The sequence below is a fragment of the Mesoplasma coleopterae genome, assembly GCF_002804245.1.
Lineage (GTDB): Bacteria > Bacillota_I > Bacilli_A > Mycoplasmatales > Mycoplasmataceae > Mesoplasma > Mesoplasma coleopterae.
The window spans coordinates 504,701-524,134 of record NZ_CP024968.1 but is presented as its reverse complement, the minus strand read 5'-3'; the positions used below and the strand labels follow the sequence as shown (position 1 = coordinate 524,134).

General features: G+C 25.0%; 12 protein-coding genes. 9 read left to right on the top strand and 3 right to left on the bottom strand.

Annotated features, from left to right (window positions below):
* The first annotated feature begins 46 nt into the window (after positions 1 to 46).
* The 8 genes from MCOLE_RS02355 to MCOLE_RS02315 all read left to right on the top strand — a co-directional run bounded on the left by MCOLE_RS02355 (position 47) and on the right by MCOLE_RS02315 (position 16,658).
* Positions 47 to 5,491, top strand: coding sequence for an ABC transporter permease (locus MCOLE_RS02355; RefSeq protein WP_100671110.1), 5,445 nt, complete (start codon positions 47 to 49; stop codon positions 5,489 to 5,491).
* A gap of 895 nt (positions 5,492 to 6,386) precedes the next feature.
* On the top strand, positions 6,387 to 7,301 hold the full coding sequence (locus tag MCOLE_RS02345) for an ABC transporter ATP-binding protein (protein ID WP_100671106.1): 915 nt from the start codon (positions 6,387 to 6,389) through the stop codon (positions 7,299 to 7,301).
* Positions 7,294 to 8,061 (top strand): ABC-2 transporter permease, encoded by a 768-nt coding sequence (locus MCOLE_RS02340; protein WP_157844805.1) that lies wholly within the window; start codon positions 7,294 to 7,296, stop codon positions 8,059 to 8,061. Before MCOLE_RS02345 ends, MCOLE_RS02340 begins: the two co-directional genes overlap by 8 nt.
* Before the next feature lie 80 nt (positions 8,062 to 8,141).
* Positions 8,142 to 8,645, top strand: a complete 504-nt coding sequence (locus tag MCOLE_RS02335) for a hypothetical protein (RefSeq protein WP_167373851.1) — start codon at positions 8,142 to 8,144, stop codon at positions 8,643 to 8,645.
* Between the two features lie 94 nt (positions 8,646 to 8,739).
* A complete protein-coding gene (locus tag MCOLE_RS03740) occupies positions 8,740 to 12,561 on the top strand; it encodes a hypothetical protein (protein WP_100671102.1) in 3,822 nt (1,273 codons plus the stop codon).
* A gap of 3 nt (positions 12,562 to 12,564) precedes the next feature.
* A complete protein-coding gene (locus MCOLE_RS02325; RefSeq protein WP_100671100.1) occupies positions 12,565 to 13,398 on the top strand; it encodes an HU family DNA-binding protein in 834 nt (277 codons plus the stop codon).
* A gap of 643 nt (positions 13,399 to 14,041) precedes the next feature.
* Positions 14,042 to 14,845, top strand: a complete 804-nt coding sequence (locus tag MCOLE_RS02320; RefSeq protein WP_100671098.1) for a hypothetical protein — start codon at positions 14,042 to 14,044, stop codon at positions 14,843 to 14,845.
* A gap of 40 nt (positions 14,846 to 14,885) precedes the next feature.
* Positions 14,886 to 16,658 (top strand): hypothetical protein, encoded by a 1,773-nt coding sequence (locus MCOLE_RS02315; RefSeq protein WP_100671096.1) that lies wholly within the window; start codon positions 14,886 to 14,888, stop codon positions 16,656 to 16,658.
* Positions 16,659 to 16,727: 69 nt separating this feature from the next.
* Here MCOLE_RS02315 and MCOLE_RS03655 read toward each other — a convergent pair whose 3' ends face one another.
* From MCOLE_RS03655 to MCOLE_RS02305, 3 genes are read right to left on the bottom strand one after another with little or no spacing between them, the layout of a single operon-like run.
* Positions 16,728 to 16,865 (bottom strand): hypothetical protein, encoded by a 138-nt coding sequence (locus MCOLE_RS03655; RefSeq protein ID WP_157844804.1) that lies wholly within the window; start codon positions 16,863 to 16,865, stop codon positions 16,728 to 16,730.
* Positions 16,856 to 17,215 carry an IS30 family transposase gene (locus MCOLE_RS02310; protein ID WP_100671094.1) on the bottom strand — a complete coding sequence of 120 codons (360 nt, stop codon included), beginning with the start codon at positions 17,213 to 17,215 and terminating at the stop codon, positions 16,856 to 16,858. The genes MCOLE_RS03655 and MCOLE_RS02310 overlap by 10 nt, the downstream gene beginning before the upstream one ends.
* Before the next feature lie 30 nt (positions 17,216 to 17,245).
* Complete coding sequence (locus tag MCOLE_RS02305) at positions 17,246 to 17,674, bottom strand: helix-turn-helix domain-containing protein (protein ID WP_100671092.1); 429 nt, start codon at positions 17,672 to 17,674, stop codon at positions 17,246 to 17,248.
* 322 nt (positions 17,675 to 17,996) lie between these two features.
* Between MCOLE_RS02305 and MCOLE_RS02300 the strand changes: the two genes are divergently transcribed.
* Positions 17,997 to 19,433, top strand: coding sequence for a DUF2130 domain-containing protein (locus tag MCOLE_RS02300; protein ID WP_100671090.1), 1,437 nt, complete (start codon positions 17,997 to 17,999; stop codon positions 19,431 to 19,433).
* Position 19,434 lies beyond the last annotated feature (1 nt).

Below are 19,434 nucleotides of genomic sequence, written 5' to 3'. Positions count from 1 at the left end.
TAAAAGTTAAAATAAGTTTAAAATATAAATTATATGGGGATATATAATGAAGAATTTATGGTTGCTTTTTAAACAGGGATTTAGAAGTTTATTTGAATTTAAGATTCAATTTGTAGTAATACTGTTACTAACGTTTTTTTCGTCGTTTTATTTAGTTTCAATGACTAGTTTAAATTATAGAATGAAGTCGTCATATAATAATATAGTTCAAAAATTTGAAAAATTTGACTATACATACAAAAGAGAACTAAACGAATCAAGTTTGCTTGATTCAAACATGACATTTATTCCTATTTTAGATTTAATTCCAACTCAAACAAATTATTTTATCAATAACAATACAACTTTAAATGACTCATTTAATTTAGTTCTAAATGATTTTGGCGGATATTATGAGAAAACTTTTATAACAAAAGCTCTATTTGATGATGAAATGAACCCAACACAAGCACTTAAAGATGCTTGAAATATAAATGATACAAATTATTGATCACAGCTAAGTAGATTTTTTGTAGAACCAGGTAAACAACCTGAACTTTATCAGGGGCAAAAATTTTCGTATAAATATGGTGAAAAAATAGAGAACTTTGAAACTTTCACAGATTACAAAGTTGTACAAAGAGCCATTTTTACTTTAACTAAAGCTTTTTCAAAAGAAATTTCTAAGGAACTTGTTTCGACAAAAAAATCAGACTACTTTAAAAACTCTTTAATTAATCAAATTTGAGAAAAAAATAACATGCAAATTGATAAAGATTTTTCTGAAATAAAAATGACATTGCCATCTCTTGCAAAAGATCCGAAAATATGAATGAATGAATATAAGAAAGAAATCTCATCAAAAGGTGACTTTCAAAATTATATATATAATGCACTAGAATCTGTTTCATATTATATTGTAGGTTCAATTATAGAGTTTCTTAATAATTCGTATGCTAATGTTAAAAATCAAATGAGTAATTTTAATTGAGAAGAACCTGGCAAAACAATGGAAGAGAAGACTAAAGATTTTGAAGAAAAATTTAATAAAATTGCTGAAGAGCAAGGTCAAATGAAAATTTATGCTGATCTTAAAAATAGTCAATACTCAGAATCTGAGCAAAAAGAAGCTTTAGATCCAACTCAGTGAAATAAAAGACTTGCTTTTGAGTATATTTTTGGAACATCATTTGATGGTGAAATTATTAATCCAGATTATATAGTAAATACAAATAACTTAGCACAAAGTACCTATCAAATAAAAACTAAGAATGAAAAACCAATAGATAATAAATTAACAATTGAAAAAAATGGAATGAGAGGGTTGGTAAATCCTGCATCAGTTACTTTTACAACACCTGATAATTATTTTGTATCTTCAAAAAATGAATTAAGTGCCTTTGAAAGAATTAATAAAGGTGAAATTTACAATTCAAAACTTACTCCAATAAATAAAGAATATAAATACGTTCAAAATAATGATAATTATTATGATTGATCAACATTATACTCTTATAATTTTATGCATCAAAGACTAGCAGCTGAATTACATGAAATTGACTTGCAAATAAGAGAAGAAGCTTTTTATTTTGATAAAAACTCATCTCAAAACTTTAGATTTGTTATATTAAATGATGACTATGACTACAATTTTCAAGTTACTGATGGATTACCAGTAATGCAAGAAAATGAAATAATTATTTCGCAACAATATGCTCTAAAAAATGGATATAGAGTTGGGGATAAAATAAACATTGCAGGAATTAATTTTATTATTTCAGGTTTTGGTGCGGATGCATTAACATATTATCCATTAGTTGATCCTGAAGTACCAGTTGTAGACATCAAAAATTCAGCAATAGTATATGTTCCAAAATATGTAGTTAATAAAATTGCTAATAAAAATTCATCAAAAGATTTTTCATTTTTTACTTATTATTTTACAAAAAGACCAGAAAGTATGTCTGAAACTGAATTTAAAAAAAATATGATGTTATTTGACTATGAACTAAAAAGTGATAACAGAAAATTTTCTCAAGATTTAGAAAAATTAAATGCAAAAAAAATTAATTTAAACAATTGAAATTCAACAAATCAAATCAAAACTTTTGAAAGTACAAACTTTAATTTAAATTGATCTCTCCAGCCAAAAATATTGAAAATAGTTAATCTTATAACAATCATTTCTTCTGGACTAATACTTTTACTTGCTTTAATATCGGTTATTTATGGAATTCTGAAAACTGTCAAATTTAATTCAACAAAGATTGCTATTTTGAAGGCTCAAGGTGTTAATTCATTTGCTATTTCTATTTCATATTTATGGTATTCAATATTTATTTCATTGATTGTTATACCTATTGCATGGATAAGTGCTGGTTTCTTTCAAGAAATATTGGCAAGTATAGTATCTAACTACTTTTCAACAACTCTTTATAGATTTATTTGAGATTATAGGATTCTGGTATTACTAATTGTTGTATTGGGTGTCCTAACGCTAATAATAAGTTATTTTGTAACGTTCTTTTTAACTTCAAAAAGTTATATAACAATAATAAATAACAATGTTAATAAAAAAAGTTCTAAAACAATTAAGCTAAATTTATTAAATAAAATAGTTGGTCTATTAACTTTTAAAATCTTGTTCCCTATGAAATTAGCAATAAGAGGCTATAAACAGGTTGTAATGCTGGTACTTTCAATTTTTGTGATAACAAGTCTTATCACTGTTTCAATAGTCACACCAATCATGTTAAACATTTATATAAAAGATGCAGATAAGTATTTTAATTATAATGATGAATACAATTTAAATAATTCAGTTGCAGGATTGCCTACATCTAAATCTTCATTAACAGCTTCAAGAGGTATAGATAATACTGAAAAATTATATTCACAACCAAAAATTTTAGGAAAAAATGGTAAAAAATTAACAGATATTTATTTTGATAACAACAAATACTATAACGATTCAAACTGGGATAGTAGTATCATGCCAATAATCATGTATGGTGAAGGATGAACAAATAAAGAATGGGTGAATGATTTTAACTGAACTGAAAAATGAATTTTTGATGAAAATCTAAATTCAACATCAAATGAAGAAAATTCAAAATTATTGAAATTAATATTACCTATTATTGGTCAAATTGGAAATATAAATGGAATAAGTTTATCTCCTGGTACATTTGAGAAAATAGCTAGCTATGTTTGAAACACAAGCATTAATCCAAATACAGGGTATGATTATTTTGAAAAAGGTTCTCAAATTTTAACACAAGAGCAAGTTTGAGAAATGAAGGCAAAAAGCTATGAGTCAAGCATTAGTTTTTTCCAAATGGCAATTAAACAAATTGTTCACCTTCTTGCTTCTGGTAGTTCAAGTGGCAACATTCAAATTCCACAAGGATCAAATTGAAAAGAAGACATTATGTTGTTAGCAAGTTCATTATTACCAAATTCATTACAACAATATTACAAAAAATCACCTAACTCAGAATCTCAATTTAATATTTCTATTAACTCAGAAAATTATGTACCTGGAGAAGAAAGTTTAAGCACTGAAGTTAAAACTGAATTTAATGATGATAATTTTAATATTTCAGGTCTAAAAAATAATCAGTCATCATTTGTATTAGACAATAAACAAAAAGAAAAAGTTTTTGTGTCAGATGATGAAGTTTTAAAGTTAAACAAATTGTTTAATGAAAAAGAAAATTATTCAGCTGGGGATATTTTTACTAAAACTGGATTCAAAATATATGACATGAATTCAAAAACTTTAAATATTCCATTAATAAGTAATTTAAAAATGTTGGAAAAATACAACTTATCAAATGGTTTAAAAATTGATTCATTCAATTACAAAACTTTAAAAATAGGTAATTCAATAGTTCCAAAAAATGCTTGAATTTATGATAATAGGGAAATTACTCATAACTTATCTAAGTTTGATAAAAATTTAAATTTAGCAGATGAAAAGGACTGAATAAGTGCCTCTGAAATTGATCCTAATAAATATACATATACAAAAGAATTTGAATATGATCAAGACTATAATATTAGTTCGATTAGACAAGATTCTAAGTGATTTATTAATGCATACTCAAAAAACGGTTTATACAATTTAAATTCGATTGATTATAATCTGAGACCTTATTACCACTACAATAATTTAAAACTATTTGTACCTTCAAATATCGCTAATATGCCACAATTATTAAATGGTGAAAATGCTAGTCATTCTAGAAAATCAAATTTTGCAGCAAATGATTGAAAATCTAATATAGATTTATGACATGCAACTGTTTCAAAAGCAGATGTTCCTGAGCAAGTATTGCAAGCTTGAGGAAACGATTATTCTAATGTTGAGCAGTGGGAATGAATTTCACCTTTTAGCATTTTATACAGTAAAGGTATTAAAGATGAATCACGTAAAGGTTGAATTAATAATATCGAAACAGACCTTCAGGAAATCTACACTTGAGCTGGGGATAAAATTAAAGCAAGAGGTGTAAAAGATGATATTTATGTAAGTAATGTTTCACAAATACCTAGTTTCTTAAATTCAGTCAAAGTAACTGCAGTTGATACAATTAATACTTATAATGGTAATGTTTTAATTGCTGATCAAGATATCGTTAATTTATTAACAAATAGATCAACAGATAAATACATTCCTGTTGATTATGACTACTATGGAGAAGCAATAAATGAAATTCCAAATGGTCAATTAAATTATCAAGATCATGCTGTTACAGTAAGAAAAATGAAATCACCAATTGACATCTTAAAAGAATCTAGAAAAAATAAAAGATTCTTTATGAAAGATGATTTAATGAAAGATGATTTAATGAAAGATGATTTAATGAAAGATAATTTAAGCGATGAAGAAGCTTTTGAAAAAGTTATTCAAAATCGAGACTTTAATAATAAATACTCTGGTCTATCTGAAACATATGGGATAACAAACGCAATAAAATCAACAGTAGTTGTTGCAAATGGTGTACTAGCACTATCTGATATAACAGATGGAAGCAAGTTTAATAATCTTTCAACTTTATACAATAAAGTTACTTTAGTTGAAATGCAATTAGGTGTTATTAAAACAGCGACAGAATCAATAATTTTAATTAGTGGACTAATGGTTATTGGGATTGTATTTATTTCAATTATGGTTATTGCATTGATATGTGATATTTATATTATGAGATATCACCATTTCTTACTAACAATGAGAAGTCTTGGATATTCAAATAAGTCATTGATTTGCAACACATTAATGATTCCTATTGTATTTTCAATACTAACAATAGTGTTAGGATATATTATTGGATTTAAAGGAATAGGTTTATTAAGCTTTTATGCAACTAAATTTGGTATATTTATTCCAGTAGTTGTTTATTGATGAATTCCTTTATTAATAGTTATATCAATGATTATAATTATATTTATAGCTATTGCATTTTCTTTAAGAAAACCTTTAAATGGTGATTTAAAGAAATTAACTTAAACTAAATTTATAAAACCTGTGTATAGGGTTATAAACTAAATTTGGTAGAAAAAAAACATTAACCTGAATAAACCCTGTTCAAAATTGAATAGGGTTTATTTACTTATGCAGGTCAAAAATAATAATAATAATAATAATAATAATAATAAATTTTATAAGAATCTTAAAAAGTTAGATGTAAATTATTAAAAGCCAGTTGTTTGATTGGTTTTTAATTTGTGTTATCATAAATCTAATATGAAAAAAGTGTTAATAAATTTTAAAGCTGAAATATTAACTTGAAAATTTTTATTTTATGCAATGTATATTTTATTTTTTATATATTCAATTTCTTTAAAATTATTTTTTACTGATTTTTTCTATGCTTTATTTTCTGCAAATTTAGCAATATTCTTTTTTATACAAATGATCAAATCTTTTAAAACAATTTATAATAGAGAAAAACTAAAATTTAGCCTAATGGACACCTTAGTTAGAATTTTATGAACATCTTTATTAATACATGAGTTAGTTCAGCTAATTATTCATAATAATATAAATCAAATTACCGCTTTATATTGAAATAACTTGATATTTTCAATTTCATTTATAGCAAGTATTTTTTTCTTCATCATATTATTTTTTAATTTGAGAGTTATTAAACTACTTAAAAATTATAAATTCAAAATTGCTTTTACTAAGCTTTTTGCTAGTTTAAAAGAATTTATTAAAAATGACATAAACATAATAATTGAGATAAACTCCAAATCAATTCATAGAATTAAATCATTTATATTTAAAATTCAATTTATGTTACAGTTATTTTTAAACAAAATTTTATTAATTAGTAATCATATATCTTTGAATCCTCCAGTATTAAACTTCTCATTAATTTAATTAACAAGGAGGAAAAAAAATGAAAGAACTAATTAATATAAAAAATTTAACAAAAGAATTTAAAAATGGTCATGGAATATATGATATTAATCTTTCTATAAGAGAGGGAGAGGTTTTTGGTTATCTAGGTCCAAACGGGGCGGGTAAATCAACAACTATTAGACACATACTTGGTTTTATGAAACCACAAAAAGGACAAATATTTGTAGATGGAATTGATGCTTGAAAAGAATCAAGTAAGGTAAATGCTATTTTAGGATATGTTCCAGGAGAAATAGCGATGCCTGAATTTATGACAGGTTTTGAATTTATAAAATATATATTTGAAATCAGAAAATTAAAAGACTGAAATTATGTAGAAGAGTTAATTGAATTTTGAGAATTTGACCCAAAAGTTAAAATTAAAAGAATGTCAAAAGGAATGAAACAAAAAGTAAGTTTAATTTGTGCATTTATGCATAAACCAAAAGTTTTAGTTTTAGATGAACCAACTTCTGGTTTAGACCCTTTAATGCAAGAAAAATTTATAAATTTAATTAAAAGTGTAAAAGCTGAAGGAAGAACAGTAATTTTAAGTTCACATATTTTCCAAGAAATTGAAAAAACATGTGACAGAGTAGCTATTGTAAAAAATGGAAGAATAGTTTCAAATATTGACATGGATGAAATTAAATATAACGAAAACAAAAAATTCGAAATTGTATTTAGTAAGCAGACTGAAATGAAAGACTTCTTAAGTGTATACGATAACAAAAATACTCAAGTTATTGATAAAACAAAATTATTTATTAATCTTAAACAAAAAGATATGCAAGATTTATTAAAAATAATATCTAAATTTAATACTCGAATTTTTAAAGAAATTCCTTTTACATTAGAGGAGTATTTTATGGATTTCTATAAATTTAAAAAGGAGAATGAAAAAAATGATTAATAAAGCAATTATTAAACAACATCTTAAATCAAATTTTATACTCTGATTAATTTTAATTATTATGCCGGCTCTATTTGTTAACTTAATTATTCCGCTGACTGTTAATCAGAGCGGAGGAACACCTGTTAGTATAACTGAAATATTACAATTGGTTATATTTACATCAATTGGTTTTGAGATACCACTTATTTACGTAATAATAGCTTCAAACAAAATAATGGTTGGAGAAGTTCAAACAGGAAGAATTACATACGTTGTGGCGTCTCCTCTTAAAAGAACAACTATTATCAATACAAAAATAATATTCATGGTATCTAGTTTATTTATAGGTTTTATTTTAAATATTATTTTGACAGCACCAGTTATTACTATGAATGCAAGTAAAATCGATTTAACAATGGGCGTATTTATAACTCAATTAGCAGGTATGTTCTTATTATTGTTTATGATGTGTAGTATAACATTTATGGCATCAACTTACTTTAATAAAGCAGTTTGATCTTATGTAGTTGGAGCAGGATTACCAATCTTATTCTTTATTTTATCTATGCTATCATCAGTTCCAGCTTTAGAAGCAACAAAATACATAAGCTTAAACAGTTTATACAATGAAACCATTGTTTATGTTTTTAAAGATAACAAATTTGTATTAGCATCAGCAAGTAAATGATTTGGTCAATATTTTGCAATGTTTGCAATTGGGACTATTGTTTTTATAGCTTCAGCATACGTGTTTAAAACAAAAGATTTATTATTATAATTTTTTAAAACCGAATTAATTTGTTCGGTTTTTTATTTTATTTAGATTAAATTGTATAATCATATTAAGAGGTGATTTTAATGTTGCTAGCATCAAGTTTATCAATTTGAGGAGCAAATATGTTTTCATTTTTATCAACTATAATAGCTATTTTTATTATTTGAATAATATTATTAATATTTTCAAGTCTTAATCGTCATTGAAAAATTAAGCATTTGACTGAAAAGCAAACCATTTATTTAGAATATGTAAGAAATGAAAGAAAAGATCGCTATACAAAATTAAACTGAGCATTATTCATTTCATTAATGTTTGGAATATTTTTTATGATGATTCAATTAAATTTAACTCCTATTATTGTTAATGATTTATTTCCTATTCATAATTTAGATTTATATATTGGTTGAGGATTATATGGAGCTTGAGTTTTTTTAACTATAATAGCTATCTTAAATATTTTATATTCAGGTAGAAATATATGTAATGCTAATATGAAAATGAAAGATTCAATGGACGAAGAAGAATTTAAATATTATGTAAGTAATTACATTAATAAAGTAAAAGTGAAAGAACTAGGAAAATAAAGCTTTCTAGTTTTTAATTTTTAAAATTTGACTTTTCAAATTGTAGTTGCTAAAATTATAAAACATTACTAATACAACTATAAGGGGATTTTAAATGAAATTTTTTATATATGCTTTAACAGGTTTAACAGTAACTCAAGGAGGGACTGGTGTTTTAAATCTTGTTGATATTTCACCTAAAATGGATAAAATGTCTGAAAATCGACAAGATAATTTTAAAGAATATGAGGCAATGAATCGTGCTGCTTTAACTTTTGGAACGAAAATTAGACAATCATATTTTGATGGTAAATCTGGATATACAACTTGAAGTGGAACTGGTAAAGATAGTAAAAATTACTTATACAGAACAAAAATGAATTCTTCTTTATCTGGTCCGACACAAGAAGTTGCTTATACAAAGAACCCAGGATCAAGAAAAGCAACTCCTATTGATTTTTTAGATAAAACAATCTTTTTCGGAAATGATTCAACTAGTTATTATTTTAATAAATCAGGAATATCAAAATTTGAGTGAAAAAATAGTTCATATAGTAATTATGGATTAGTTGGAGGCTTAGGTGGAATTCTTGGTGGAGTCGGAGGAGTTCTTGGTGGAGTTGGAGGAATTCTTGGTGGAGTTGTTGGACTTTTAGTGCCAACTCCTCCAAAAGAGCAACCAGTTACAGGTGAAGAAATTAAAACAATTGAAGTTTATAATAGATCAGTTAAAGACGCAGTTTATAATCCAGAAGATCATTCAATAACTTATTCAACATTAGATGATAACAATCAGGATTGAATAATTACTAAGTATTATGAAAATGAAAAAAGAAGCGAAGTACTGGCATCAGGAACAAATAATGGTTTATATCCAATATTGGCAGTTGAAGAGAATTCAAAAGATACATATTTTACAGTTAATGGAATGGTTTCAGTTTATAGAGACAATAGCAAAAAAAGTGAATTAATAACTCAACTATCAGATACAAGACAAGCATATGATGTATTTGTTGATAGCCAAGGTATGTATATAGGAACATCTGGCTCATCAGATACAAGTGCTCAAGCACATGATAATGAAACAATAAAAAATGCAAATCCAAAAACATTTTACATAGATAGAATTAATGATTCTGTTATTGAAGATAGTCAAGGTGATGGTTATATTAGGGGAGTTCAATGAGTTAATGACATAACTAAATATGTTATGTATGATTCAAAAACAATAGTTCAATCAAATTCATATCAAAATTCATCTTACACTATTGATGGAACATACAAAAATGAAAATTTAACACAAGAATATCATACAACACCAAGATATAGTGGGATGTTTGATTATGGAGTTATGTATCAAGCTGACGAAACATATAAAACTGTTACAGCTAAAGGAAAACCAACAACAGGATGAGGCCAAGTAAATAGAGTATTTAATGATAAGTTTCAAGAAACATTGAGAGCATCAAATTTAGTTGGATCATCTGGATTAGATTGAAGTTTAGGATCAAATGGTGAAGTTTATGTTTGATATAATGAAGGGAAAAAACCTAATTTAACCTTGTCAGCTAATTCATATATTTCTAAAGTATTATTAACTGAGCAAGATTCAGAAAATCCTATTCAAAATGGTGTTGTTTATAATAAAACTAATGAAAAAAATCAATTTTGAGAAGTTCAAATACCTGATGCACACGCAAATAAAGGTTATGACTTATATGTTCAATTTTTTGATGAAGAAAAGCAACCAAATAATGTAATTACTTCTTTAATTAGATTAAGACCAACAGACAATGCAAAAATTGATTTAGCAGCTGAAGAGAATTCCATTAAGAATGAAATAAAACCTTCTAATAACACTAAACAAAGTGAAATATTAGCAGCTTTAACAAAGGTAACAGGAACTAAAATAACAGATAATGATGTTACTATAAATCTTGATAAAAAAGCTAATTACAATAATTCTGGTGAAATAGAAATTAAAGCACTTGTAAGTTCAAGACTTGTAATGAATGAACAAAAAATTGAAATTCCTCATTTAATTTATGATATTTCAAAAATAATATTTAAACGTTTTGATAATAATAAAACAGAAGAAGATTACAAAAAAGAAATTATTAATCAAATTGTAAATGATTCTAAAATAGATAATGAAACACAGTTAACTGAACAACAAGTTACTGCTGAAACAGAAATTAGCGTAAAGCTACCACAACCTGGTGCAAACGGTTCTATTACAATAAAAGCAAAATCAGATGCAACTCATTTAACAGGAGGGCAAGAAATTGTTATTCCTGCAGTAGAAGCAATTGATTTAAGTACGTTAAATTTTAGTGATAAGGTACTAACAAATAATTCTTCAGATAAAGAAATTATAGATATGGTAAATGAAGTTATAAAAAGCCAAAATTCTACTGCTACAATTTCAATTGGACAAAATGACATTATTATTGAAAGAAAGAACCCTGCTAAAGTTGGACAAGATGGTTTTATAACAATTAAAGCAAGTCCCTCTTCAGTTAAAATAAGTAATTCAAATACAATTAAAATTAGTAAGTTAAAATATGACTTAACTAACTTTAAAATAGATGATGCCTCTAATTTAATTGATAAAACAGAAATTATTAGAAGATTAAATTTAATTACAGGACTAGGTAATGTAAATGATTCTGATTTTGATTTTACTCTTCACCAATCATCAGTTAGTCAAACTGGTATAATTACTATTAAAGCAAAACCTACTTCTGAATGATTAGAAAAAGAAGCAAATATAACTGTTCCAATGACATATAATTTAGCTGAACAAGATTTATTTAAGTATACTGAATCTAATGAACAAAAAGAATTTGTTTTCTACCAAAGCACTACTGAAGAAGATGTCATTGAGTATTTACAAGATAAAAAAGGTTGAAAGAATATTACTAAAAATGATATAGAACTAAAACCATCAGCTGGCGAAGAAGGAAAAATTAGAATAGTATCTAAAAACGTTTCAGTAGTAGGATCATCAATAACTGAAAATAATGAACAATATGTAGAGGTTAATGTAAAAGTTGACAGAAAAAATATTTCAGAAATAGTAAAATCTCCAATTGATATTGGAAGAGTTGATGTTTCTAAAATTAAAGGGAATACAAATGAAATCTTAATTAAAAGTCTTAAAGAAGTTATAATGGATGCATCAAAAGAAAAAATTAATAATCAATCAATAGATTATACACAGTTGCATATTAAATTAATTGATAGATACAATTTTGAAATCGTTGCTAATCAAAACTCTGAAGCATATTCAGGAGCAATTCAAGGTAGTTATTACTTGCAATATGATATTTTCAATTATGAAAATGATTTCAGCAATGGTATTTTTATTAATGAAGAAGATAAGAATGATCTTGACAAATTAAAAGCTGCACTTTTCTCTCAGTATTCTAATCTATTTATCTATTGAGGTGAATTAAAAATTTCAATTGAAGAACAAACTGGGAATTTAGTTCTAGAAGGTAATGAAACAAAAAGTTTATACTCTGGTAAATTAATAATAAAAGTTAATTCAACTCAAGATTTAGGCGAAATTATTAAAGTTTCAGATGAAAATGTAGCAAAAGAAGAATTCAATGAAAACGGATTAATTGCAATCATTAAAAAAGAAAATCAATCTATTCAATGAGATGAAGTTGATATAAAAGTATTAATAACTGGCGATAAAGCACAAGTTCAAATTGAACCAAAACAAGATTCAAAAATATATACAGGTAAAGCAACTCTTAACTTTACAAAAAAAGTTAATTCAAACAATAATGAAAATGCACAGTCAGAAAATAATATACCAGCACATAAGAAAACTAAAATATTATTATGAGTTTTAGCGGCAGTTAATATTATGGCCATAGCAATAGCAGCAGTCTTTGTTAAAAATAAAAAGAAAGATGAGGAATAATTTATGAAAATAATCAAAAGTTATAAATTCAAATTATCAATTATCATCTTGCTTATGATACTTTCAACCACTTTATTGATTATTTTTAAACTATTAAATAATTTTTACTATGGAAATGAACAATGAAGTCAAACTATTTCAGATGTTTTTGCTTCACATGTTTTTAAAAATTGATTTAAAAACACAAATGGTTTCATGCTAGGACCAATTGGTTTATATTCAATGGTTCAATCTAATTTATATAGTGGTTCTACTTTTTTAACACCAGTTTTTTTAGATGCATTGATTAACTGAATATATTTATTTGCTATTTTAGGTTTAATAATTCTATTAATTTTAAATTTAATTTTCAAAAATAAAATAATTGAGAGTGCGCCAAATTATTCTCATGAAAAAGTAGAAGTTCAAGAAAATAAAAATTCACAATTAATTATTAAAGAAAAAGTTACTAGAGAAGATAAATTAGTTAAAAAAACTAGTTATGATAAAGTATCAAAAAAATATTTAATTGATAGACTTGCAGAGATGTATCCTGACTATAAAAAGAAAACAATTAATGAAATTGTTAATAATTTAGTTCAAAATATTGAAAATCATTTAATAAACGGAGAAGAAGTTTTAATTGAAAACTTTGGTAAATTAGTTAAGATGGAGAAACCGGTAAAACAAGCAATTAATCCATCAAATGGAGAAAGCGTAGAAGTACCTGCGTCAACTATAATTAAATTTAAACCTTCACGTAATTTAAAATTGATTATGTCAGATACAAAATGAACAGGAATTAAATATAATAAAAAAACAATTGAAACAATAACAATTGAAGAAGAACAAAAATAAGTCTATTAGACTGTTACCAAAAAAAAGTGAGCACTAAATAAAAAAGACTTTCTTAATAAAATGAAGTCAATATAATTCTCTAAATATACGAAATGATAAAAAACAAATTATCATTTAAAATGTATACAAGGAGAATTTTTTCATGTCAAATATTATGAAAAATAAATCAGATATCTTTTAAACTCAAGAAAAAGAAAATATAATGAAAGAGCATTTTGAAAATGAATGATTTTTTTATAGTTATCAAAAAATATAAGTTTCATATTCAGCAATTAGAAAAAAGATTTATGATTTTGATATTTACGTTTAATCGTTCTTAGAAAGTCAAACCGCAAAGCTAACGCAAAAAAAACAAAACCTTCATTTAGATCTCTTGATTTAAAAGAAAGAGAAATACTAATATTAAAGACGACTTTATCAAGCAAATATGGAGTGTGAAAATTGAAAAATTAATTTTTAAAAGCAAATTCACTTAAAAATTTGCTTTTTTTTTTTTTTTTGTTAGCATATATATAACCACTTATAAGTGTAGCAAAGTCTATTTTAGTAAAAAAATAAGAATTTAAAGAAGTTAATTATTAACTTATAAAAAAGATAAAATTGACAACAAAAAATAAATAAAAGATTATAAGGAGGAAACAAAATGAAAACAATAATAAAAATAAAACAGAATAAATTTAAAAATATCTTTTTTTGATTAGTAATCATGGTTATTTTATTAATTTTAGCATTTATGTTTAAAATGATAAATCAAGCTATAAATGGAACTAACGAATGAAAAGAAATATTTGAATCACAAGTTAATTTAGTAAACAGAACAGATCATAGTTGGTTTGCTAATGGAAAAATAACAAGTTCTTTTTTTACAGGGCCAATAGGTTCAAAGTCTTTTTCAGAATTTAATTTATTATACAGTGTAAATGGCGGATATATATTTTTGCTTCCAATTTTTTGAGACTTACTAATTAACTGAGTTTTAATAGTTGCTATTGCATTTATTCTTTGTTTTATCATTTATGAATTTTTTAAAGATAATAAAATATTAAAAATTAAAAGTATTTCTAATCAACAAGATGAAATTAAAAAGTCAAATAATGTAAATGGAAAAGCAAGAAAAATTAATTCTAAAAAAGATTCTAAAATTTCTGAAGTATCAGCAACAATGTTTATTTCAAAAATGGAAGAAAAGTATGAAAAAGAATTGAATGAAGATCAAGTAGAATTTAAAAAAGATAAAAAACTTTCAATATCAGAAAGATCTAAAATAGATGGTTCAGATAAAATAAGTGAAAAAAGATATGAGTTACAAAAATATTCAAATAAATTAAGAAGTGTTGCAATCGAAAAAAACTTATCAAAAAAATTACAAGAAGTTAATTTAAGAGATTTAACCAAAAGAGAATTAATTACTTACATGAAAAAAGTAAAAAATGAAATTGCAAATTAAAAAAGAAAAATTATTTTTTAACTAGTCAAAGGAGAATAAAATGAAAAAATTATTACAATTATTAGCTATAGTTTCTTTAACTTCAAGCGCTGTTACAGGAATTGTTTCATATCAATCTCTGAAGCACTTAAATAAAGTATCAATAGAATCTGAAATTAAAAAAAACGATATTCAGTCAAAACTTAATGCTTCAGTTCAAAACAAACAAATGACTGATGAAGAAGCTATCGCTGCATTGAACTCAGCACTTAATGATGTTGAAGGAATTAGTAGTGTACAAGTTGATAAACAAAATACTTTTGGTTTTGAAAATAAAACTTATGTTGTTAAAGTTGTGCTTAAATCTGATTACAAATGAGATGTTGACAACTTTGATGGACAATTCAAAGTAACAGCAAAAGTTGGTAATTATGATCAAGTAATTAAAGAAGATATTCAGTCAAAACTTAATGCTTCAGTTCAAAACAAACAAATGACTGATGAAGAAGCTGTTGCTGCATTGAATTCAGCACTTAATGATGTTGAAGGAATTAGTAGTGTAGAAGTTGATAGGCCAAGTACTTTCGCGTTTGAGGATAAAACTTATAATGTTAAAGTTGTGCTTAAATCTGATTACAAATGAGATGTTGACAACTTTGATGGGCAATTTGAAGTAAGCGCATCAATTGATGATACAAGTAAAATCGTTAATCATTTAAACAGCGTTAAACAAAAAACAATTACTTGATTTGCAGAACAACATTTTGATGCAAGAAAATGAGTTGGTACCTATCCTGGCAATCAATCATTATCTAAATCTATATACACTCAAGAACTTTATGAATACTTAGGAATTGAAAATGATATTTATATAAAAGATATTGAACATTTTACATCACCAATTGAACAAGTTAAAAATTCAAATCAGTCTGATGAAATTTCAACTTATAAAATTGTAATTATTCCTGAAAATACAGTTGATCAAAGTAATAATAACTTTGATGATGTTTTGAAACCCTTTGCAATAAATTTCAATAAACAAACTATTGAAGAGGCATTAAACGATAAAACTATAGAAGTTGATACATTTATAGGAAAAAATGAACAGCAACTTACAGCTGAGATAGAAACAATTTTAAAAGAAAATAATGAAAATATTAAGTGAGATGTTGTTAGTTTTTACTTAGATATTAATAAGCCTTCTTTTATATATTTAATGCCTGCTGAAGAGGGAACATTCTTTTATACAAAAAGTGAAATTGAATTAAAAATAACTTATTTAGAAATACCGGCAATAACAAATAATTTAGAACTTATTGAAAGTAAAAATAGAAAAGTTGAAAATAAAGAAGAATTATTAATTGAAATTAAGCAAACTTTAATTAGGATTGATGAAAGACTGAATGATAATAATATTGAAATAATTTTGATTCGTGGTTCAGAGAATATTGAAAGTGTTCAAACTGATGTATTTACAAAATTTGAAGTAGTAGCTCTACAAAATTCAAAATTGAGGGCTTCTAAAACTTTTGAAATAATTCCTGAGAGAAAATCAGTTGATGTAGTTCTTTCAAATTTAGTAAAAATTGAGGTTGATAGTGTTTCTGTTGGTTCAACTAATGATGCAATAGAAAAAGCTCGATCTGAAATTCTTAAAATTGACTCAGACTTAACTGATGATGAAGTGGTATTAGGGGTAATGCAGGGAACAGTGCCAAGTGGCGAAGGTCTAAATATTATTCTCACGGGAGTAACTGTTGATGCTAAACCTAATTCTAGAAAATATAAATCTAAACATTTAATTAAATTAGTTTTAACTAATAATCAAATATAAATGATTAATAATCTAAAACTTATAAAGATAGGTTGAACCTTATAAATTAAAATTGGAAGTGCAACACTTCTAACCGAATGTCTCATAAAATTCCTGAGTTGATTTGTAGTTCAGAATTTTACGAGACATTTTATTTATTTCATTTAATATTTCTAAAATAGTTCCATCTAAATCTGTTGAAATTAATTTAATATTAGTTAATTTCATTTATTTATTTTCCCTTTTTCACAAAAAGCGTAGGTATTACATGTATAAAGTGGTATATTTAGTTCTTGTGTGACTTCATGTAAAAGATTGAATTCCATACCATTATCTTTTGTAATTGATTTAATATTTAAATTTTCTTTTGCAATTAATTCTTTTAATTTTTCTTTTGCATATTTCATAGTTTTATTTTCTAATTTAATTGTAAAACCTTTTCTGGTAACTCTTTCAACTAGTGTCATTATGGCTTTTGAACTATTACCTGAACTAACAACTAAATCAATTTCAAAACGACCAATATCTCTTCTCTCATTGATGTTTTTAGGTCTATACGTAATTGGAATTGAATTCATTTTTTATATTTCTCATAAATATTGCTTATATTAACTGGACTTTTTTCATCAAAACCTAGGTCTAAGCAAGTCTTTTGATTTTATTTTTATTTGCTTATTTTTGATTCAATTGTAAACAGTTTGAGTTGTTGGAGTTTTGATTCCAAGTTCTTTGGCCTTAAAAACACAAACATCAATACTAAAACTTTTTGGATTAAAATTTGCATAAAGAAATCTTAAAAATTCCTTATATTTGTTTATTTCATTTTGATGAGATAAAGTATTATTAATGTCTCTTGTAAATTGCGCATCCTTAGATTTGTAAATCACAGCTGCTTTGTTTCTTTTAATTTCTCTGTAGATGGTTGATCTATCTCTTTTTAGTTCTTTAGCTATGAAAGAAACTGGTTTATTTTGAATATTTAATAGATATTCAATTAATGTTCTTTCTTTTAAAGATATTTGTTTATAATTATTCATGGTAACTCCTTTGGGCTTTGATCGGTCAGGAGTTGCTTTTTTTGTAATAAAAAAACTGCAATACCTATGAGATTATTTTCTCATAAGTGTTGCAATTCCAATTTTAATTTATAAGCTTAGGCTTATTTTTTTCCATTTTAACTAAAAAATAAATAAAGACAATATAAAAATACCATTATTTCAAAAAATAAAACAGTATTATAAAAGTAGGTTAGTTTTATACCTTAGAATAATAAAGAAAGTGAGCCAAAGGTGACAGTCTGTGCTTATTCTAGACTCTTAAAATAAAACAAACAAATATTAAATAAAGGAGGATATATCCATGAGCGATATACTTTTTCGTTGCCCCAAATGTGGCGAAGAAATTACAAAAGATTCTTTTAAGAATCATAATTCAAACTGAACAGTTATTGAAAACTATTTAGGTGAATTAAAACAAAGACAAGAAAATGAAATTCGTGTGCAACTTAAAAATGAATTAATTACACAAATGAATGAAAAGCAAATTGCTGAAATAAATTTAGTTAAACAAGAAATGCTAAACAATTTTAATAAACAATTAGAAGCTTTAAATATTTCAATTAATGAAAAAGATAATTTAATTAATAAATTAAATGAACAAAAAGCATTAGAAATAGATAAAGAAAGAAATGTTGTTATTAACGAGTTTAGTGAAAAGATTAAAGAATATGAATTAAACATTCAAAAACAACAAAATATTATTGATCAATTAAATCAACAAAAGATTGCAGAATTAAATGAAACAAAAAATAACTTATTAAATGAATTTAATAATGTTAAAAATTCATTAGAAATTAAACTAGCTAATAAAGAAGTTGAAATTAAAGCTTTAGATCAAAAATTAAATCTTGAAATTGAAAAAAACAAAGAAGTTCTAATTAATCAATTTAGTCAAGAAATAAATAATTTAAAACTAGAGTTAAATAATAAAAAAATTGAATTAGAAAACTTGGCCATTCAAAAGGATGCAGAATCAAAAACTAAAGAATTAACTTTAATTAATGATTATGACAAGAGAATAGCTGATTTAGTGCAAGCTAACCGTGAGTTTAAAATTATTAACTCAAAACGTAAAGGTGAAAACTTTGAACATGAAGTTTATGAAGATCTGGTTAAAGCATTTGGATTATTTGACGGAATTGAAAAAATTACAACTGGGGAAAAGAAAGCTGATTATTTACAAACAATTAAAAATCATAAGCGTGAAGAAATAGGAAAAATTGTTTATGAAGTTAAAAATGCTGAATGAAGTAATACTTGAATCCCTAAACTATCAACTGATGCAGCAAGCAACAATACTAAATATGGAATTTTAGTAGCAACAAGTTTTAATGATAAGTATCCTGGATTACCTTTTGTTAGAAGTGATGAATATGAAAACATTTGAATCACTGATTCTGAAAGTTTTGTATTTGTTGGACAAATTGTAAGAAGATTAGTTGAATTTGAAAATGAATATAATCAAAAAATAAAAAATGTTACTAATGCTTCTGATAATGACTTATTAAAAGAATTAGAAAAACAAAAAGCTGAATTAAATGAATACTGAACAGTGCAATTTCCAACAGCTTATAAAAAAATGCAAAAAGAATTAGAAGATCTTGATAAAGTGGCTGATAGTTTAGAAAGAAACTCAACAAGAATTAAAAAATCGATTAATGTAATAAACCAACAATTCTTCAATAAAGTTCAAAAAGGGCTTTCTAAGATACTTGGAGAAATGGTTATAGAAGATTAGA